The organism is Arthrobacter sp. 135MFCol5.1 (assembly GCF_000374865.1).
Classification (GTDB): Bacteria; Actinomycetota; Actinomycetes; order Actinomycetales; family Micrococcaceae; genus Arthrobacter.
This window is the reverse complement of sequence record NZ_KB895466.1, coordinates 15,106-33,457: the sequence shown is the minus strand read 5'-3', so window position 1 is coordinate 33,457 and position 18,352 is coordinate 15,106. Positions and strand designations below refer to the sequence as shown.

Genomic DNA, 18,352 nt, shown 5'->3' with positions numbered 1-18,352 from the left:
TTGAGGGCGCAGCAAACTGCTCCATCAAGTGTACTACAGGGACCCCTGCGCGCCGGACCGTCCCGGCAGGGCCCGGGCCGGCTTATCCACATAGCCGGACTGCCCCCTCCCGGCCTGCGGAACGCCCGGGCACGCTGGTGCCATGAAACGATCAATCCTCCTGGCAGCAGTGCTGATGCTGCCGGCATCCATGGCATCGGCAGGGCCGCCGTCGGCAGTCGGTCCGGTTTCGGCAGTCGGTCCGGCTGAAGCCGGCGCCTCCGCGACGGCAGGCGGCCCGGTTGAGGCCGGCAGCTCCGCCGGGTCCGGCGCGGCACCACTCCAGCGGGCCGGGGGCACGACGGCGGCTGCCGGGCCTGGTGCCACGGCAGCCTGGCGCTGGCCCCTTGCCCCGAAGCCGCCGGTGCTCCGGTATTTCTCTCCCCCGCCGCTCCCTTGGCTCAGCGGTCACCGCGGCGTCGACCTTGGCGGCGCCGCGCCCGGCGCCGACGTGGTGTCCCCTGCGGCGGGGACGGTGAGTTTCGTCGGAGTCGTGGTGGACCGGCCCGTGATCACCATCGACCACGGTGATGGCCTGCGGAGCAGTTTCGAACCCGTGGACAGCCCGCTGGCCGTTGGGACGCCGGTGGCGGCAGGCGAGGTGGTCGGCACAGTGGTCCCCGGCCACTGCCCCTTGGCGGCGTGCCTGCACTGGGGCGTCAGGGACGGGGAGCAGTATGTCAATCCGCTCCAGTTCGTCCTGGACCTGCGCCCGTCCATCCTGCTCCCACTGGCCGGCGCACCCTGACCGGAACGCGGCCGGGCGGCGGATCAGACGATGGCCGAGATGCCCGTGATGGCCCGGCCCGTGACCAGGGTGTTGATCTCGGCGGTCCCCTCGTAGGAGTAGATGGCCTCTGCGTCGGCGAAGATCTTGGCCATCTCGAAATCGGTCACGATGCCGTTGCCGCCAAGGATGCCTCGACCCAGCGCCACGCTCTCGCGCATGCGCGCGGTGGTGAAGGCCTTGGCCAAGGCGGACTGCTCGTCCTTCGCCACTCCCGCGTCCTCCAATTGCGACAACCGGACCATCATGCCCATGGAGCTGACCGCGTTGCCGAGGATCCGCACCAGCTGGTCCTGGACGAGCTGGAAGGAGGCCAGCGGCCGGCCGAACTGCTGACGTTCCACTGCGTAGCGCCGGGCAACGTCGAACGCTGCCAACTGGAGTCCCACGGCCTGCCAGGCAACGGCCAGGCGGGTGACCTTCAGGACTTTGTTGACGTCGCGGAAGCTGTTGGCGTTCGCGAGCTTGAAGTCTCCGGGAACGGCAACGTTATCCAGGACAATGTCGGCGTTCTGGACGGTGCGCAGGGATATCTTGTTTTCGATCTTTGTGGCGCTGAAGCCGGCCAACGAAGTGTCCACCATGAAGCCCTTGACCTGGTTGTCCGCCTCATCCCGGGCGTACACCACCACCCAGTCCGAGAAGGTGGCGTTGCCGATCCAGCGCTTGGCCCCGTTCAGGATCCACCGGTCACCGTCTTTGCGTGCGGTGGTGCGGGTTCCGCCGGCAACGTCGCTGCCGCCCAGCGGTTCGGTCAGGCCGAAGGCGCCGATCTTCTTCAATGCATAAATATCCGGCAGCCACTCGGCCTGCTGTTCCGGGGACGCCAGCAGTTCGATGGACCCGGTGAACAGCCCGTCGTGCACCCCCAGGAAGGTGGCGATGGAGGCGTCGGCCCGGGTGGCCTCGGCATGCAGCATTCCTGCGAAGAGGTTGGAGTAACCCTGCCGCCGGACGGGGCTGACCAGGTCCACGTCGGCGAGCTTGGACACCAGGTCCATCGGGAACTCGGCGCGGTTCCAGCAGTCCACGGCGATCGGCCGGACCTCGCGCGCCAGAAAGTCCCTGACTTCGGCCAGCCGGTCGCGTTCCTTGTCCGAGAGGAGTTGCTCAAAGGCGAAAAAGTCGCCGTCGGCGTAGGGAAGCTCACGGGGATCGGCTGCAGAGGCGGGCATGGGTACCTTCTTTGGTGATCAGCGCTGACCGGGCCGCGGTGGCGGCCAGGATGTTACTGATCAGTAACTTACCCGAGGGTGTCCAGTTAACCAAGAACACCCGGCCTTAACCACGAAGACCGCGGCCGACAGGGATTGTCGGCCGCGGTCTTCGTGTGGCGGTAGGGCTACTCGGACTTGAACCGAGGACCTTAGGATTATGAGTCCCGCGCTCTAACCAGCTGAGCTATAGCCCCCAACCACCCCGGGAGCGGGCCTGAAGGCCGCGCTCCGGCAGGGCAGAAACACTCTAGCAAACCCGGGAAAGGGTTCAGACCACTTTGTCCTCGTAGGTGGCACCGCGGTACAGGTCCTCGAAGGTCTGCAGGGTCCCCTGGATACTGTGGGGCTCCACCATCTCCCGGCTGGCCCTGCCCATGGCGCGCCGTTCCTCCTCGGGCAGTTCCAGGACCTGGGTGATCTTCTTGGCGAGATCGTCACTGTCGTTGGGCGTAAACAGGTAGCCGTTTTCGCCGTCGCGCACCAGATGCGGAAGGGCCATGGCGTCGGCAAGGACCACGGGGGTGGAAGCGGACATCGCCTCAAGGGTCACCAGCGACTGCAATTCAGCAGTTCCGGGCATGCAGAAGAGGTCGGCCGCGATGTAGGCCCTTCGCAGTTCCTCGTCGCTGGCAAGCCCCAGGAATTTCACCCGGCCGCCAAGTCCCAGCCGCAGGACCAGGTCCTCGAGGGCGGGCCGTACTTCGCCGCCGCCCACGATCTCCAGGTGCACATTCAGTTCCGGCGGAGTCTTACCGATGGCTTCGATGAGCACGTCAACGTGCTTTTCTTCGGCCAGGCGGCCGGCGAAGAGCACCGTGGGGTGGGCATGCGGCTCAATACGCTCGCCGGGCTTCAGCTCATAGGCGGCGGAGTCGATGCCGTTGGACAGCGGCAGGACTTTGCGCAGGAAGGCGTGCTCATGCATGGCCCTGGCGGCCAGCGGCGTGGGCGTGGTGACGACGTCGGCCTGGCCCATGACCTTGCCCATGTCCTTCCAGGAAACCCGGCCGACGATGTCCTTGAACCACTGCGGGAACGGCAGGAAGGGGTTGAGGTTTTCCGGCATGAAGTGGTTGGTGGCCACTACCCTGATGCCGCGTTTCACGGCCTCATAGAGGACGTGCTCGCCGATCATGTAGTGGCTCTGGATGTGCACCACGTCCGGTTTGACCCGGTCGAAAAGCAGGCTGATTTCCTTCTTGATTTCCCACGGGAAGCAGATGCGGAAGGTCTCGTGGGTGAACGCCCGGTGCGAGCGGAGCCGGTGCACGGTTGCTTCCGCACGGAATTCGGTGAAGCTCTTTCCCTTGCTGTCGCGGGACGCCAGGACATGGACGTTGTGGCCCCGGGCGGTCATGCCCTTGGCCAGCCGGTATCCGAACTGGGCGGCGCCGTTGACGTCCGGCGGGTAGGTGTCCGCCGCGATCAGGATGGTCAGGGGGCGCTGGTCGGCTGGCGTGGTCATGTGGAGTACTCCTGATGGTCACGGTGCGGGCAGCGTGGAACTGACAGCACGGTTGGCCGCCGGCGCAGGTGGCGCACGGCCTCATGGTTTGCTTGATGTGTGCGGTGACGGGCTACTGGTTCGGTTTGCCGGCGGCCTTGCGCGCGTCCTTCTTGCGCTTGGTGACCTCCGGGTGGTGCCGGGAAAGGGCGATAACCCCAACGATAGCAAGGCACGCCGCCGTTCCCATTGCGATGGCCATGACGGCGTGGACGTCGGGGCGCAGTTCGCCCAGGATGATGATGCCGATGGCGATGCCCACCATGGGGTCGATCACCGTGAGTCCGGCGATCACCAGGTCCGGAGGGCCGGTGGAGTAAGCGCTCTGGACAAACCAGGAGCCCAGGCCGCCGGCAGCGATGATGGCCACCACCGAGTACCACTGCACGTTCAGCAGGAAAAGCCCGTTGGGGTCCAGGAGGTGCTTGCCGATGATCCGGGTCAGGACCGCAACGAAGCCGAACAGGATACCGGCGCCAAGGATGTAGACGAACGCGTTCATGCGGTGCCTGAACGTCACCGCCAGCGTACCGAACAGGCCCACCGCGAGGGCGAGGAGCAGCACGATGGTCAGCTCGTCTGCAAGGCTGACGTGGTGGCTTTCCTGCGTCACGTTCACGGCAAGGAGGACGAAGAGCGCCGATCCCGTGACGCATGCGGCGATGGAGACCGCCGTGGCGCGGTTGATGGTGAGGTCCTGGTCCCGGGCGTTAACCACCGTGGTGATCACCAGGGCAATGGCACCAATGGGCTGGACCACGGTCAGCGGGGCTGATACGAGGGCCACGGCATTCATGGCCATGCCCAGGCACAGCAGCAGGAGCCCGAACATCCAGCGCGGGTTGCGCAGCAGCCGGAGGAAACCGTTGGAGCTCAGCGCGAGCCCGCCGGTATCGGCCTTGACGGCACTCCCCTGGCGCTGGGCACCGAGGGCCAGGCAGAAGGCACCCAGGACCGCCAGCGCGACGGCGAACCACACCATCAGCCGTGACCGCCGTTGTGTTGTTCCGTTTCCCGGCCCTTGCGCAGCATGGCCCAGAAGTAGTTGTAGGCGGCAATCCAGTGGCCCACCAGGCCCAGGACCAGCACCACCCAGGCGGCAGCGAGGAGCTGGCCCGCGGCGACGGTGTCCACCCGGGACAGGAGCAGCAGCGGCGTTCCCAGCAGGAGCAGGCCGGTCCTGACCTTGCCCACAACACTGACGGGGAGGTCGGGATGGCCATGGAAAAGGGAGAGCGTGAGGACCAGCAGAATGGCGTCGGGAATCACCAGCGCGGCGAGGTAGAGCCAGTGCACGACGCCGGCGATCACCAGGGTGACCGCCACGGCAAGCAGGGCCAGCCGGTCAGCAATGGGGTCCAGGACACGGCCGAGTTTGGAAGCTTGGTCGAAACGGCGGGCAATGTAGCCGTCAATCCAGTCCGTACCCGCCATGACCGCCAGGACGGCCACGCCGGCTCCGTATTCCCGCTGGGCCAGGACGAGCCAAATGAAGAGCGGAACCCCCATGAACCGCACCACGGTAAGCAGGTTGGGGATGGTGAACACGCGGTCGTGGTCCACCTGGGGGCGGCCGGGGCGGGCGCCTGCGCCAATGAACCTCACCCGTCCCCCTCTCCTTGCTGTTGCGCCGCGGCGCGGTCTATCGGTTGTGCGTTACGGACCTGTTCAGGCTTGGTTGGCGCGCAGGAGCCGCCGGAGCAGGACCACCAGCACCGTACCGGCCGCTGCGAGGGCTGCCAGCGGCTTCCAGCGGCGGCCCAGGTCCGCGGAGTCGGCGACGGCGGCGAACCGCTGCGATGCCGCGTCCGCGCCGCGGGCGGCGAGCAGCTGGGCCTCACGGGCTTTGACCTGGGCGGCGGCCAGCAGGTAGCGGGCCTGCGTCTTGAGGTCCAGCTCCGTGCCGAGTTCATCCCGGACCTCGGCGAGGTGGTGCCGGCGCTGGCTGAGCCGGCGAACCAGCTCGGGCTCGGAAGCGTGCGGGAACTCCTGATCGTGCTGGGCGGCCTTGGCTTCCTTCTCGGCCTTGGCCTTGGCGGCGGCTTCGGCCTTTGCAGCCTTCGCTGCCTTTGCTTCCGGGCTGTCCGGATCCAGGACCGCGGGATTGAAGGCGGACCCTTCGCGGGCGACGCCGAGATCGTACTTAATGCCGCGGATGGTTTCTTCAGGCACCAGCGGCATGGCTTTCTTGAACCTCGCAAGGCCTACAAGGCCGCCGACCAAAGCGATGACCAGGAAGGCGGCGGACACCAGGAGTGCTGCCAGCCAGGCAGGCATGATGGTGGCCAGCCCCATGATGGCGGCGACGATCAGGCCAACTACCAGGAACGCCACGAAGACCAGGGCGATGGCGAAGAACGCTGCGGCCACCCCAACCTGGATGCCCTTGCGCTTGAGTTCGATCTTGGCGAAGGCGATCTCGTCGTTGAGCTGGCGTGGGGCCAACCGGAAAAGGAGTCGTGCCGTTCCCGGCAGCGCGGTGATGCGCAATCCGGGACTGGTACGCCCGCTGTGACGTCCGCTCATCGGTTCCGCCTTACTGGTCGTCTGGGTCGATACTGCCTGCGTTGTCCTGCGGAAATGTGCAGCCGCACAGTCCACGCCACCCAAACTATCATTCAGGTTCAGGGCGAACTCCGGGGCTTGCCGGGCGGCGCGGCCTACAACGCTGAAAAAACGTCCCCCGCCGGGCCTAGGATTGGTGATCGTGACCAATGCCCCCAATCCAGGCGACCTGCTGACCCGCCGCCGGAAGCTTCTGTACATCCTCCTCCTGGGCGCCCTGACGGCCTTGGGTCCGTTCACGATCGACCTTTACCTGCCCGCTTTTCCTGCGCTGGAGGCGAGCCTGGGCGTGACGGAGGCGCAGGTTCAGTTGACGCTGGCCGGCACTACCGTGGGCTTTGCGTTCGGGCAGCTGGTGGTGGGGCCGTTCAGCGACAAGTTTGGCCGCCGGACACCCTTGATCCTTGCCACCGCCCTCCATATCGCAGCGTCCGTGGGTGCGGCCTTGTCCGCGGACATCACCACCTTGGGGATCTTCCGTGTCCTGATGGGTGTCGGCGCTGCCGGCGGCGGCGTGGTGGCCATGGCCATGGTGCGCGACCTGTTTTCCGGGTATGCCATGGTACGGATGTTTTCGCGGATGGCGCTGGTCAACGGCCTGGCCCCCATCCTGGCACCGGTGATCGGCTCGCAGCTGCTGCTGGTCATGCCCTGGCCCGGAATATTCGTGTTCCTTGCCTCCTACGGAACCCTTGTCATCGTGGCCGCCCTGCTGCTGGTGCGCGAGACGCTTCCGCCGGAGAAGCGCGGCAAGAGCGGCATGACTGCCCGGCAGCGGTACAAGGCGCTCTTCAGCGACCGGATCTTCGTGGGGCTGCTGATGGTGGCCGGATTCAACTTTGGCGGCCTGTTCACCTACCTGTCGGCGTCGCCCTTCCTGTTCCAGGACGTGTTCGGCTTCTCCGCCCAGCAGTACGGGTTGCTCTTTGGCATCAACTCCCTGGGCATCGTTGCCGGCGTCCAAACCAGTGCGCGCCTGATCCGGGTTGTCCCGCCACAGTGGATCCTGGCGTGCGCCACGGCCTGGATGTTCCTGATGGCCGTGCTGATCGTCGTGTTCGACCGCATGGGCCTGGGGCTGTGGGGAGTGATGGTCCCGCTGTGGTTCTACATCCTGGGGACAGGCTTCATGTTCCCCTGCGTCCAAGTGCTGGCACTGGCCGGCCACGCAGCCCAGGCGGGGACGGCGGCGTCGCTCCTTGGTGCGGCCACGTTCCTCATGGCCGGGCTGATTTCCCCCGTGGTGGGCTGGCTGGGCATTACCAGCGCGGCGCCGATGGGTTCGGTGCAGGCCGCATGCATCCTGCTTGCCATCGGGGCCTTGTGGCTGGTTGTCCGCCCGCGCACGGTACCCTCAATCCACTAACCGCCGATCCACCGAACGTCCACCAGGAAGGCCGCCGATGAGCCGGAAACCGCACCGCAACGGACGGGGACTCTTCCTGGGCGCCGTGCTCGGCGCCGTCGTCGGCTATTTTGCCGGCCGGGCCGTGGGCAACCCGGCCTGGGGCATCATCCTGGGCACGCTGGCCGGCGCAGCCCTGCTGTACCGGATCAACCCCGGGTCCCGGAAACGCCGCTGACTGCCAGGCCCGGCTGCGGACGCGCCACCTGCCTTCCCGGGCCTTCCCGCGATAAAATATTCCCGTGCCCAGCTGGCAGAACCAACCGCCACTTCCGGCCACATGGCAACGGTGCGACGCCCGGATCCTGCCACTGTGGTGGGAGCGACTGTGTGCCCAGGCCGGGCAGCAGTCAGCGGCGCTGTACGCCGCGGGGCTGTTCACCGAGGACCGCCGCCGGCCCATCGCCCAGTGGTTCAATCCCGCCTTCAATGCAGCCCTGCTGGTGGCTCCGGAAACCTCGCCGGAGTGGCCGGTCCAGCGGTTCGGTATTTTCTACGCCCCGCCGGATGCCGGCTTTGTCCGCATCCACTCGGCCCCGCACGAATGGAACCCGCGCGAACCCCGCAGGTCGCCCACGGAAAACGAGGCCTTCAACGCAGCCATCGCGGAGGCCGAAAGATTCCTGCAGGTGGAAATGGACTTCGTCTGATCTGCCGGGCGCGTCCAAGGCTTTGCCCGCGAAGACAAAAAAATCCCTGTTCCGCCGGCTGGAGGAACAGGGATTTTCCGTTGCGCTCCTCCTGCTGGACTTGAACCAGCAACCCTTCGATTAACAGTCGAATGCTCTGCCAATTGAGCTAAGGAGGAATGAAGCAGGTATGACATTAGCAAAGGATTCCGGCCCAAGGGAAATCGGCGGTTTTCCGGGCCCAAACAGCCCGCGGGCAAAGAAAAGTCCCCGTTCCGGAGGCCGAAACGGGGACTGTGCGCTCCTCCTGCTGGACTTGAACCAGCAACCCTTCGATTAACAGTCGAATGCTCTGCCAATTGAGCTAAGGAGGAATGAAGCGGGTATTAGCCTAGCAAACACCTGCGGCGGAAACGAAATCGGGACGCCGTCCGTCCCGGCCACCCCGGTACGGGCCCGGCTACGCCTCGGCGCGCAGGGCCCGGCGTTCCATTTCCAGCATCATCAGTTCACGGTTGAGCCGCTGGTAGGTTTCCGGATCCGCGGCCGGATCGAGCCGTTGCAGCTGCCCCATCTTGTCCGCCTTGACCCGGGTGATCTGCAGCTCGAACAAGCGGGACAGGATGTCGCGGCAATACTTCAGCACGGCCTCCTCCGTGTGGGCAGGCAGCGGCACCACAGCCAGCTCCGAGACCAGCGGCCGGAGGGGTTCGGGCACTTCGTGCATCACGTGTTCCACCCAGCGCACCGGATCACCGGCCGCCTGCCCCGGACCGGTGGCGCGCATGGCGTCGTGGACCGCCTGGAAGGCGGGCGTGGCGAACCGGGCGTCTGCGAAGCGGTCCCAAACGGCGCCGGCCAGCAGGGACGGCTGCTGGAGTGCCACCTCCAGGGCCTGGCGTTCCATCGAGGCCACGGGATCCCGGGGGTCCGGCCCGTGGTAGGAAGGGACCGCGCCCGACGACGGCCCGGCAGCAACGCCGGGGCCGCCGGGTTGGGCGGCGCCCGGCTGGGCGGCCTTGCCGGCCTGCGGGTGGCCGGAGGCCGCCGGACGTCCGGTGTCCCCCCGCTTCACGGCGGCCGTGACCAGGCGGAGGACTTCGTTGGGGTCCGGCATCCCGAGCCAGCCGGTCAGCGCCTGGCAGTAGCCGGTCCGGGTGGAGGCGTCACGAATGGCGGCCACCACGGGCACTGAGGCTTTCAGGCCCTGTACGCGGCCCTCAACGGTATCCAGGTTGAACTGCTTCAAGGTGGTGCGGATGGCGAATTCAAACAGCGGCCGGCGGGACTGGATGAGGGCGTGCACTGCTTCGTCTCCCCTGCTCAGGCGGAGGTCGCAGGGGTCGGCGCCCGTGGGTTCCACCGCCACGTAGGTCTGGGCCGTGAAGCGCTGGTCTTCCTCGAAGGCGCGGAGGGCCGCTTTCTGTCCCGCGGCGTCCCCGTCGAACGTGAACACCACTTCTCCCCCGGTGCCGTCGTCGGACAGAAGCCGGCGGGCAATCTTGATGTGCTCGGTGCCGAACGCCGTTCCACAGGTGGCCACCGCCGTCGTAATTCCTGCAAGGTGGCAGGCCATCACGTCCGTGTAGCCCTCCACCACCACGAGTTGGCGGTCCTTGGCGATGCTGCGCTTGGCGAGGTCGATTCCGTAGAGGACCTGGGACTTCTTGTAGAGCGTGGTTTCCGGGGTGTTGAGGTACTTGGGGCCCTGGTCATCCTCGTAGAGCTTGCGGGCGCCGAAGCCGATGGTGTCGCCGGCGATGTCCTTGATGGGCCAGATGAGGCGGCCGCGGAAGCGGTCGTAGATGCCGCGGTTGCCCTCCGAGAACATGCCGGTGAGCTTCAGCTCGGCGTCGGTGAAGCCGCGGCCCCGGAGGTGCTTCAGCAACGCATCCCAGCCTTGGGGGGCATACCCGCAGCCGAAGTGCTCGGCGGCTGCCCGGTCAAAGCCCCGTCCGTGCAGGAAGTTCCGGGCCTCGGCAGCACCAGGCGTGAGCAACTGGGCGCGGAAGAACTCGTCGGCAATTTTGTGGGCGTCCAGCAAACGCTGCCGCCGGCCCACTTCCTCCCGGTTGGGCCCGCTTCCGCCATCCTCGTAGCGCAGCTCGTAGCCGATCCGGGCGGCGAGTTTTTCTACCGCCTCGTGGAAGGAGCTGTGGTCCTGCTTTTGGACGAAGGCGATGACGTCACCGTCCTCGCCGCAGCCAAAGCAGTGGTAGCGGCCTACCTGGGGGCGGACGGTGAAGGACGGCGAACGCTCGTCGTGGAAGGGGCACAGGCCCTTCCAGGTTCCCAGCCCGGCGCCTTTGAGCGTGACGTAGCCGTCAACCACTTCCTTGATGTCCGTGCGCTGGCGTACTTCGTCGATATCTTCACGTTTAATCAGCCCAGCCACACAGCAATCTTAGTGTCACCGTCCCGGCTTACGGCTTTCACGTGCCGGCTCCATGCGTTCCTGGAGGCTCAGGGCCAGCTTGGGGCAGAGGGACACGGCCTCCTGCGCGGCTTCCCGGTCCGCGTCCCGCAGCGGAATGTCCGTCCGTTCGCGGCCGGACTTCCCGCGTGCCACGGGGTATCCCCAGTCATCACGGTCCAGTACGCCGGGAAGCAGTTCTGTGCACAGGCCGCGGCCGTCGCAGCTGGTCCAGTCGATGTGCAGAATGGCAGTCATGCCGCCACTCCCCCCAGGGGAACACAGTATCCGGCGAGGTGCGCACGGAAGTCCGCGGCGAACACCTCCAGGGCGCTGCTGACCAGCCCAGTGGTCCCCTCAGGATGCCGGCAGGCGCCGCGGCCGGACACCAGCCGTCCCAGTCGGTCCAGTTCGGAGGCGAGGCGGGGGTTGCGTTCCCCGCCAGCGATCCGGTTGAGGACGGACGCCATGGCCGGCAGGCCGAACATGCAGGGTCCGCATTGCCTGGCCGATTCATTGGCGAGGTAGGTGAGGATCCGGGCGGTCGCCCCGATCCCGCAGGCGTGCGGATCCAGCGCATGGATCACGCCTGCTCCGGGGCGCACCGTCCCGCCCACCGGCCCCTCCGGCGAGAGCACATGGGCAGCAGGCCGTACCCAGCGGCCGTGGTAGCCGCCCACCAGGACGGCGGACAAGGGAGCCGGGTCCATCCCCGCTTCCTTGAGGACGGCGGAAAGTTCCACCCCGCCCGGCACCTCCAGCACCACGTCGCGGACCGGGGCCGGACCGGATACTGACACGAGCCGGGTTCCCGGATCCGTCGCAGTTCCCGCTTGGCGGAACCACTGCGCCCCGTAGCGGGCGATCAGGGCAACCTGTGCCAGGGTTTCGACATTGACCACCAGCGTGGGGCGGCCATTCAGTCCCGATTCGCTCAGGCGCCGGCGTTGGTCAACCGGCACCGCATTTCCGGTGGCAATCATGTTGACCACCGCGCTCGACTCGCCCGAGATGAACGTTTCCGGCGCCTCCACCACCCGGACCCGCTTGGTGCCGGGACGCCCCGCGAGGGCCTGCCGGACACGGGGCAGGCCTGCTGCCGGCGCGTACACGTAGGTGCCGGCGCCGCCCAACGCAGCCGCCAGGGTGAGCAGGCCGTCGATGACCAGGTGCGGTGCATGGCTAAGGAGGGTCCGGTCTTTGAAGCTGAGTGGTTCGCCCTCGGCGCCGTTGGCGATCACCACCGGCCGGGCCGCAAACAGGCCCTTGCGGCCGGACTCCGCCGTGGCGGTCACCTTGCGCCAGGTTTCGAACGCTGCCCCGCCCCGGCCGGTCAGCCCCGACGCCGCGAGCGCGTCAAGCAGCCCCGGTGCGGCCGCGTCTGCGTCCAGGGGGCCGAAGGTATCCAGGTGCTGGTCCCAGCCGGCATCCGGGCCGGCCGCGAGGAGGCGCGGTTCCTGCCGTGCCGCATCCGGGGGCGCCGGCTGGGAGGTGTCTCCGGCGTGGCTCACGGGTGGTTTCCTTGCCTGGCAGCGGAGGTTTCAAGAAATGTCGGTGACAGCCGCCACAACAGCGCCGCGGCCAGGGCGACGGCGGACGCCGCGGCAAGCAGCAGGAACCAGCCGCTCGAGACGTCGGTACCGTTTCCGAGGGCGTGCGCCATCGCCACCGGCCAGACGCCATAGGTCAGCCAGTGGACCGCCTTGAAGGTCCGTTGTCCGATCCGGTGCCGCAGCAACCCGGTGACAACCACGGCCAGGACCAGGTCAAGGGCCACCGTCCCCAAACCCTGCCAGAACGGTTGGAAGGAGCCCAGGAAGGGCACCACGACGTCCACCGGCTTCAGCTTGGCAAAGGAGTCCAGCAGCAGTGAGCCCACGTGGAGCCCCAGGAAGACGGTGGCGAGCAGGGCGATGTTCCGGTGCAGGAGGCTGATGGAAAACCGCGGCAGCACCATCAGGGGACGGCCAGACCTGTTGAGGATTCCCAGCAGTACGGACGCGGTGAACAGGGCAAGGGAGATGAAGCCGCTCACCCGCCCGAAAGCCCACATTGCCTCATCCATGGCGGCCACCCACCGCAGCGCCGGGGCGGGCTGCTTGGCGGGGTGGGTCTGCAGGATTGGACCCGGCGCCGCGGGGGACTTGGCTATCGGTGGGCCAGCCGCCGGTGGTGACAATCCGGCCGTGGCGGTCCACGAGCCGGGCCACGATATTTTCGGCCCGGAACCAGTCCACGGCGGCGTGGCCGCGGACAATGGCGGCCGTGCTGCAGGCGTTGGCATCCAGGCATGTGGGTGCGGCCACTGTCACGGACCGCCAGACGGGCTCGGCCGGGAGCCCGAAGCGCGGGTCAAGGATGTGGTGGACGTCGGTTCCCCGGTGCGTCCAGCGGCGCTTTTGCGTGCTGGACGTGGCGAGGGCATACCCGGACGCGAGGGAGATGTGCTGGGCGGGGTCGGCGGGCAGGTCCTGGACCAGTATTTGCCACTGGCCGGGTTGGCCATCCACGAGGGGTCCGGGCCCTGCGCTGGCCAGGTCTCCGCCGAGCCCTACGAGGACCCCGCAGCCGAGCCGCTGGTGCACTTCGTCGGCGGCGAGGTCCGCCGCGACCGCCTTGGCCGTGGCACCGAGGTCAAGCCGGAGTTCGGCAGGCAGGGTCAGGGTGGTGGAGTCGAGGCCGAGCCTGGTCCATCCGGGTGCCCGCGTCGCGGGCATGCCAGGGGATGCGGCCGACGGCGGCGCAGGAGTTCGCGCCGCTCCGTTCGCCAGTGCCGGCACCGGCACGCTGCGGAGCCCCGTCATACCCTGTTGGTCCGGGCCGTGGCCCAGTGCGGCCAGGTCCGCTCCGAGGGTGGGGTCGACGTCGCCGCCGGTCATGGCCGCCGCGTCCAGGGCCCGTTGCAGGAGCAGCCGGAGCATCGGGCTGACGGTGACGCCCTGCGCCATCCGGGGTTGGAGGATCACAAGTTCCGAGTCGTTGCGGAAACGGCTGCAGGCGGCGTCGACGGCGGCCACCACGTCGCGGACGATCCGTTCCGCGCCAGCCAGGGCGCCGGCGTCCGTAACGGTAACGGAGGCCTCAAGCTCCCAGGCTGTCCAGGTTGATTGGGCCGCCATACCGCGTTCCGCCGCCCCAGTGCCGGCCGGGCCGGACCGGCCCATGCGGGCACCGTGCGCGTCAGGACCGTTCATTTCAGGATCCCGAAGACCTGCCGTGGACCGTGCCGCCGTTGCCGGGTTGGACCGGCGTGGTGCTTCCGTAGCTCTTGGAACGGCGCGTGCCGTCCTGCCGGCTCCCGTAAATGTCGTTGCCCGAACCGGTGGAACCGCTCGGTTTCGGCGTGGTGCCTTGGGTGCTGTTGTCCGTCCCGGGAGTGGTCCTGGCGATGACGGAAGGCGTGGCGGCGTACACGGCGGCCGCGCTGACGCCCGCAACGGCGACGCTGCCCGCGCCCACCGCCACGGTAATCCCGGTGGCGAGGCGCTTGCCCCTGCTGCGAGTACTCATGACCTGCTCCCGTGCTTTAACGGCCTGCCTTTTCCCCTATCTTGCCCCTCATTCCTGTGGAAACTCTTAGAGCAAGCTGTTGATCGGTCGGGTGCTGGCAGGATCCGCCACGGCCTCGCGGGGCTACCAGAGCGAAGGCAGGCTCCCCACCAGGCGCTCGTACATGGCAAGCGCCGAACCATCCGTCAGGGACGCCACCTGGTCGATGACCACCCGGAGCCGTGCCCCGTCGTCGGCAGCGTCCCGCCAGTCGGCGGCAAACATCGGTTCCAGGTGCCTGTCCCCCGTGGCGCTCAGGGCAGTGACCAAGGCGTGCAGCACTTCGCGCTGGCGCTCGTAGATGGGCTGCCGGTGTTCAGTGGTCATCACGAACGTGGTGGCGAGGCCCTTCATGACCGCGATCTCCATCACCGTCTCATCCGGCACCATGAGCTCGGCGCTGTACCGGGTGAGGTTTTCGGGGCCGTAGACGGCACGGGTGGTTTCCAGGGCGCTCTGGCAGAACCTGCCGATCAGCTGGCTGGTCATGTTCTTCAGGGCTGCCATCGACTTGCGGCTGCCGTCCGCCTCGCGCACCCACACGTCCGTGGCCTCGAGCCGGGCCAGCGCGGCGTCGATCGCCGCAGGATCGTTGTGCGGCAGGTACCACTGCTTCGCGTACCCCACCACGCGGGCCCGGTGGTCCGGGTTGTCCAGCCAGCGCAACTGGAAGTGGCCGGCAACAATCGCGTCCTCCACGTCGTGCACCGAGTAGGAAATGTCGTCCGCGAGGTCCATCACCTGGGCTTCCAGGCAGGACCGGCGCTCCGGGGCACCCTCGCGGATCCAGTTGAAGATGGGGAGATCGTCCTCGTAGGCGCCGAACTTGCTGGTCCGCTGGCCGTGGATCACCGGGGCTTCCAGGGCAGACCACGGATATTTAGACGCGGCATCGAGGCTTGCGCGGGTGAGGTTCAGCCCGGCCGGACGGCCGTCAGCCGTGAGCACTTTGGGTTCGAGCCGGGTGAGCAGGCGGAGCGTCTGGGCGTTGCCTTCGAACCCGCCGATGGCGTGCGCCACCTCGTTCAGCGCCGATTCGCCGTTGTGGCCAAACGGCGGGTGGCCGAGATCGTGGCTCAAGCAGGCCGTGTCCACCACGTCGGGGTCGCAGCCCAAAGCCCGGCCGAGTTCCCGGCCCACCTGCGCCACTTCCAGGCTGTGCGTGAGCCGGGTGCGGACGAAGTCGTCCGTGTCAGGGGCCACCACCTGGGTTTTGGCGCCCAGCCGGCGCAGGGCCGAGGAGTGCAGGACCCGGGCGCGGTCCCGCTCGAAATCGGAGCGGTACGTGTTCTTGGGCGGTTCCTCCACCCAGCGGGCGGAATCGTGCAGCTCGTAGCCGGGCAAGGCGAGCGCCGCGGTAGGCGTGCCGGACGCCGGAGTGCCGGCGACCGGGGTGCTCAGGGAAGCCTCAGCCACCGGAGACATCCAGCTCGGCAGCAGCGATGTCCCGGGACTGGTCGGCGTTCAGGGCGCGGGAATCGAGCCAGTCCTTGGGCAGGGCAGGACGTTTCGGGGAGCCGGCACGTCCGCGCGGGCCCTCGGCGTCAACCCCGGGGTAGGGCGAGTCCAGGTCCAACTCCGCGAGGGTATCCCGGAGCACCTCAAGGCTGGTGACCAGGGCCAGCCTGGTGCGCAGCTCACCGCCCACCACGTAGCCCTTGAAGTACCAGGCGATATGCTTCCGGATTTCACGCAGCGCCTTGCCCTCGTCACCGAAAGTCTCCACCATCAGTTCGGCGTGCCGGTAGACACCCTCGGCCACCTGGCGCAGGTTGGGCCGGTGCCGGACATCGCTGCCTTCGAATGCCGCCTGAAGGTCGCCGAACAGCCACGGGCGCCCTTGGCAGCCGCGGCCCACCACCACGCCGTCCACGCCGGTTTCGCGGACCATCCTGACGGCGTCCTCCGCTGACCAGATATCGCCGTTGCCCAGCACCGGGATGTCCGGCAGGGCCTCGCGGAGGCGCGCGATGGCGGACCAGTCCGCCTTGCCGGAGTAGAACTGGGCGGCCGTGCGGCCGTGCAGCGCGACGGCGGCAACCCCGGAGTCGCGGGCGATGCGGCCGGCATCGAGGTACGTCAGGTGGTCATCGTCAATGCCCTTGCGCATCTTGATGGTCAGCGGAACGTTACCCTTGCCGGCTTCCTTGACGGCGGTCTGCACGATCGCGGTGAAGAGGTCGATCTTCCAGGGCAGGGCCGAGCCGCCGCCGCGCCGGGTCACCTTGGGGACCGGGCAGCCGAAGTTGAGGTCGATGTGGTCCGCCCGGTCTTCCTCCACGAGCATACGCACGGCGGCGCCGACGGTGCCCGGATCCACACCGTACAGCTGGACGGAACGGACTTTCTCGTCGTCGTCATGCGAAATGATGCGGAGTGATTCAGGGGTCCGTTCCACCAGTGCGCGGGAGGTGACCATCTCCGCCACGTACATGCCGCCGCCGTATTCACGGCAGAGCCTGCGGAAGGCGGAGTTGGTGATGCCGGCCATGGGGGCCAGGATCACCGGAGTGTCAACGGTGATGGGTCCCAGCTTCAGGGGCGGGAGTTCCAGCTTGGGGGCGGGAGGGGTTGCTGCAACAGTCACCTGTCCATTGTTGCAAAGCCGGGCAAATCGAAGGTTTCCGCCGTGGCACCAGGCCTCTCCGGCGGGGCTTTCCGGCCCGCCCCGCAGGCAAGTCGCCGCGCACCCCGTCAGCCGCGGTCCGCCCTCCGGCCCCGGCGGGTGGCGGTTTCCGCAGCTGGTTCGACGCCGGCCCGCCGGCTGCGCTCCCCCAGCACGGCTGCGGCGAGCGCCCCGGTATCCGCCACGTCTCCGGCGTGGACGTGGCCGTCGTCGTGCGCCCCGACCCCGGCATGGCCCTCAACTGCCCTGATGCCGGTGGCCTTGACCACGAGCACGGCGATCAGGGTGGTGACCGGGATGGCCAGGACCAGGCCGATGGAGCCCACCAGCGTGCGGATGACTTCCTCGGACAGTTCCGAACTGGTGAGGGTATCCATCAGGGGCCGGTCGTAGAGCATGACGATGATCAGGATGGGCAGCGCGGCCCCCGCGTAGGCGAAGGCGATGGTGTACACGGTGGAGGCGATGTGGTCTCGGCCGATCCGCATGGCGGAGGTGAAGAGTTTCCGGGCGCTGGTGCCCGGCGCCAGTTCGTAGAGCTCCCACACGGCAGAGGACTGGGTGATGGTGACGTCGTTCAGGACGCCGAGTCCCGAAATGATGAGCCCGCACAGGATCACGCCGGAGATTGAGATGTTCGCCGAGGTGTTCACCAAGGTGGCGGCGTCATGGCTGCCGACGCCGGCGAGGTTGGCGGCGTCCGTGGCCCAGGCGGCCAACAGCGCCGTGATGCCGAGCCCGAAAATGGTGCCCAACAATGCCGTGGACGTCCTCGCCGAGAATCCGTGGGCAAAGTAGAGCACACCGATCATGATCACGGTGGAGCCCACCAGGGTCAGGAGCAGCGGAGGCTTGCCCTCCACCAGGCCCGGGAGCAGGAAGTTGGCCAGGACAAAATAGGCGCCCACGAGTCCGACCAGGGCGCGGAGACCGCGCCACCGGGCGACAGCGATGACCACCACGGCATAGAGCACGGCGAGCAGGACAATCGGCAGGGTGCGGACGAAGTCCACAAAGACGTAGGCCGGCGAACCCTGCGACCCGGTGGCCCCTTGGACCTTCGAGAGGTTCAGGTACCGGATCTGGTCCCCGGGCTTGACCCCGTGCGAAGAGGCCACATCCGGGTTGATCACCACCTTGACCGGGCTCCCGCCCTTATCCGGCTCCGTGAACGCGAACGTGCAGTCCGAGCCCTGGCGGGGAGGCTGTCCGGTGGAATCCTGGCCCGTCCCCTGCTGGCTGGACTGCTGGCCGGCCCCCGGCTGGCCGGATTGCTGGCCGGCCCCCGGCTGGCTTGATTGCTGGCTGGTCCCCTGCATGCAGTTCTCGGCCACCACGCTTTGGATGGTTCCCGTATCGAATGTCACGCCGGGGGCCGTGGAGTACGGGTTGGCGAGGGTGATTCCTTCCTTGCTGCCGGAGGGCCACAGCGCGGCCATCCCGGCCAGGGTCAGCAGCGCCAGCGGGATCAGGACCGCGGCCAGGATGCGGTTCGCCTTGCTGCGGGCAGCCATCGCTTGCGGTGTCGGCTCCGAATGGCTCTCGGAAGTGTGGGAGTGACCGGCGCCCATCAGCAGTACAACCTCATGGCTTGTACTCTACGTGCGGCGCCATAGGG

At 67.7% G+C, this 18,352-nt stretch carries 18 protein-coding genes and 3 tRNA genes; 4 read left to right on the top strand and 17 right to left on the bottom strand.

Annotation, left to right across the window (positions count from 1 at the left end; all coding sequences use genetic code 11):
• Positions 1 to 142: 142 nt before the first annotated feature.
• On the top strand, positions 143 to 787 hold the full coding sequence (locus tag C563_RS0117800; RefSeq protein ID WP_018763427.1) for a M23 family metallopeptidase: 645 nt from the start codon (positions 143 to 145) through the stop codon (positions 785 to 787).
• Between the two features lie 23 nt (positions 788 to 810).
• Here the strand turns inward: C563_RS0117800 and C563_RS0117795 are convergent, their stop codons facing one another.
• The 6 genes from C563_RS0117795 to C563_RS0117770 form a co-directional block, all read right to left on the bottom strand.
• Complete coding sequence (locus C563_RS0117795) at positions 811 to 2,001, bottom strand: acyl-CoA dehydrogenase family protein (RefSeq protein ID WP_018763426.1); 1,191 nt, start codon at positions 1,999 to 2,001, stop codon at positions 811 to 813.
• Positions 2,002 to 2,163: 162 nt separating this feature from the next.
• Positions 2,164 to 2,237 (bottom strand) — tRNA-Ile (locus C563_RS0117790).
• A gap of 74 nt (positions 2,238 to 2,311) precedes the next feature.
• The gene (locus C563_RS0117785) at positions 2,312 to 3,508 is read right to left on the bottom strand and encodes a glycosyltransferase (RefSeq protein ID WP_018763425.1); all 1,197 of its coding nucleotides are present in this window, start codon (positions 3,506 to 3,508) and stop codon (positions 2,312 to 2,314) included.
• 112 nt (positions 3,509 to 3,620) lie between these two features.
• Entirely contained in the window at positions 3,621 to 4,529 is a 909-nt protein-coding gene (locus tag C563_RS0117780; protein ID WP_018763424.1) for a DMT family transporter, read from the bottom strand.
• Complete coding sequence (locus tag C563_RS0117775) at positions 4,529 to 5,152, bottom strand: CDP-alcohol phosphatidyltransferase family protein (protein WP_018763423.1); 624 nt, start codon at positions 5,150 to 5,152, stop codon at positions 4,529 to 4,531. Before C563_RS0117775 ends, C563_RS0117780 begins: the two co-directional genes overlap by 1 nt.
• A gap of 63 nt (positions 5,153 to 5,215) precedes the next feature.
• A complete protein-coding gene (locus C563_RS0117770; protein WP_026265057.1) occupies positions 5,216 to 6,073 on the bottom strand; it encodes a phage holin family protein in 858 nt (285 codons plus the stop codon).
• A 175-nt stretch (positions 6,074 to 6,248) separates the two neighbouring features.
• Between C563_RS0117770 and C563_RS0117765 the strand changes: the two genes are divergently transcribed.
• The 3 genes from C563_RS0117765 (at position 6,249) to C563_RS0117755 (ending at position 8,167) form a co-directional block, all read left to right on the top strand.
• Positions 6,249 to 7,478, top strand: coding sequence for a multidrug effflux MFS transporter (locus C563_RS0117765; RefSeq protein ID WP_018763421.1), 1,230 nt, complete (start codon positions 6,249 to 6,251; stop codon positions 7,476 to 7,478).
• Positions 7,479 to 7,515: 37 nt separating this feature from the next.
• Positions 7,516 to 7,695: a glycine zipper 2TM domain-containing protein gene (locus tag C563_RS0117760; RefSeq protein ID WP_018763420.1), complete on the top strand. Its 180-nt coding sequence runs from the start codon at positions 7,516 to 7,518 to the stop codon at positions 7,693 to 7,695.
• A 64-nt stretch (positions 7,696 to 7,759) separates the two neighbouring features.
• Positions 7,760 to 8,167: a hypothetical protein gene (locus tag C563_RS0117755; protein ID WP_018763419.1), complete on the top strand. Its 408-nt coding sequence runs from the start codon at positions 7,760 to 7,762 to the stop codon at positions 8,165 to 8,167.
• A gap of 85 nt (positions 8,168 to 8,252) precedes the next feature.
• Here C563_RS0117755 and C563_RS0117750 read toward each other — a convergent pair.
• From C563_RS0117750 to C563_RS0117700, 11 genes are all read right to left on the bottom strand, one after another.
• Positions 8,253 to 8,325: transfer RNA gene (locus tag C563_RS0117750), tRNA-Asn, on the bottom strand.
• Between the two features lie 122 nt (positions 8,326 to 8,447).
• A tRNA-Asn gene (locus C563_RS0117745) sits at positions 8,448 to 8,520 on the bottom strand.
• A gap of 86 nt (positions 8,521 to 8,606) precedes the next feature.
• Positions 8,607 to 10,541 carry a DNA primase gene (gene dnaG, locus C563_RS0117740; protein ID WP_018763418.1) on the bottom strand — a complete coding sequence of 645 codons (1,935 nt, stop codon included), beginning with the start codon at positions 10,539 to 10,541 and terminating at the stop codon, positions 8,607 to 8,609.
• A gap of 15 nt (positions 10,542 to 10,556) precedes the next feature.
• Positions 10,557 to 10,817: a ferredoxin gene (locus C563_RS21590; RefSeq protein WP_018763417.1), complete on the bottom strand. Its 261-nt coding sequence runs from the start codon at positions 10,815 to 10,817 to the stop codon at positions 10,557 to 10,559.
• A complete protein-coding gene (locus tag C563_RS0117730; protein WP_018763416.1) occupies positions 10,814 to 12,070 on the bottom strand; it encodes an NADH-ubiquinone oxidoreductase-F iron-sulfur binding region domain-containing protein in 1,257 nt (418 codons plus the stop codon). Before C563_RS0117730 ends, C563_RS21590 begins: the two co-directional genes overlap by 4 nt.
• A complete protein-coding gene (locus C563_RS0117725; protein WP_231369925.1) occupies positions 12,067 to 12,624 on the bottom strand; it encodes a ferric reductase-like transmembrane domain-containing protein in 558 nt (185 codons plus the stop codon). Before C563_RS0117725 ends, C563_RS0117730 begins: the two co-directional genes overlap by 4 nt.
• Positions 12,617 to 13,753, bottom strand: a complete 1,137-nt coding sequence (locus tag C563_RS0117720; RefSeq protein WP_155845215.1) for an FAD:protein FMN transferase — start codon at positions 13,751 to 13,753, stop codon at positions 12,617 to 12,619. Before C563_RS0117720 ends, C563_RS0117725 begins: the two co-directional genes overlap by 8 nt.
• A 1-nt stretch (position 13,754) precedes the next feature.
• Positions 13,755 to 14,069 (bottom strand): hypothetical protein, encoded by a 315-nt coding sequence (locus tag C563_RS0117715; protein WP_018763413.1) that lies wholly within the window; start codon positions 14,067 to 14,069, stop codon positions 13,755 to 13,757.
• 123 nt (positions 14,070 to 14,192) lie between these two features.
• The gene (locus tag C563_RS0117710; protein ID WP_442852944.1) at positions 14,193 to 15,533 is read right to left on the bottom strand and encodes a deoxyguanosinetriphosphate triphosphohydrolase; all 1,341 of its coding nucleotides are present in this window, start codon (positions 15,531 to 15,533) and stop codon (positions 14,193 to 14,195) included.
• Positions 15,517 to 16,695 (bottom strand): tRNA dihydrouridine synthase DusB, encoded by a 1,179-nt coding sequence (gene dusB, locus C563_RS0117705; protein ID WP_018763411.1) that lies wholly within the window; start codon positions 16,693 to 16,695, stop codon positions 15,517 to 15,519. The genes C563_RS0117710 and dusB overlap by 17 nt, the downstream gene beginning before the upstream one ends.
• A gap of 107 nt (positions 16,696 to 16,802) precedes the next feature.
• Positions 16,803 to 18,248 (bottom strand): YibE/F family protein, encoded by a 1,446-nt coding sequence (locus C563_RS0117700; protein WP_018763410.1) that lies wholly within the window; start codon positions 18,246 to 18,248, stop codon positions 16,803 to 16,805.
• Positions 18,249 to 18,352 lie beyond the last annotated feature (104 nt).

Bases quoted from the DNA above. Each gene is read 5' to 3' on its own strand.
- C563_RS21590 (WP_018763417.1), bottom strand. From the start codon at position 10,817: ATGACTGCCATTCTGCACATCGACTGGACCAGCTGCGACGGCCGCGGC.
- C563_RS0117715 (WP_018763413.1), bottom strand. From the start codon at position 14,069: ATGAGTACTCGCAGCAGGGGCAAGCGCCTCGCCACCGGGATTACCGTG.
- C563_RS0117725 (WP_231369925.1), bottom strand. From the start codon at position 12,624: ATGGATGAGGCAATGTGGGCTTTCGGGCGGGTGAGCGGCTTCATCTCC.
- C563_RS0117710 (WP_442852944.1), bottom strand. From the start codon at position 15,533: ATGTCTCCGGTGGCTGAGGCTTCCCTGAGCACCCCGGTCGCCGGCACT.
- C563_RS0117770 (WP_026265057.1), bottom strand. From the start codon at position 6,073: ATGAGCGGACGTCACAGCGGGCGTACCAGTCCCGGATTGCGCATCACC.
- C563_RS0117800 (WP_018763427.1), top strand. From the start codon at position 143: ATGAAACGATCAATCCTCCTGGCAGCAGTGCTGATGCTGCCGGCATCC.
- C563_RS0117795 (WP_018763426.1), bottom strand. From the start codon at position 2,001: ATGCCCGCCTCTGCAGCCGATCCCCGTGAGCTTCCCTACGCCGACGGC.
- C563_RS0117780 (WP_018763424.1), bottom strand. From the start codon at position 4,529: ATGGTGTGGTTCGCCGTCGCGCTGGCGGTCCTGGGTGCCTTCTGCCTG.
- C563_RS0117720 (WP_155845215.1), bottom strand. From the start codon at position 13,753: ATGAACGGTCCTGACGCGCACGGTGCCCGCATGGGCCGGTCCGGCCCG.
- C563_RS0117700 (WP_018763410.1), bottom strand. From the start codon at position 18,248: ATGGCTGCCCGCAGCAAGGCGAACCGCATCCTGGCCGCGGTCCTGATC.
- C563_RS0117760 (WP_018763420.1), top strand. From the start codon at position 7,516: ATGAGCCGGAAACCGCACCGCAACGGACGGGGACTCTTCCTGGGCGCC.
- C563_RS0117785 (WP_018763425.1), bottom strand. From the start codon at position 3,508: ATGACCACGCCAGCCGACCAGCGCCCCCTGACCATCCTGATCGCGGCG.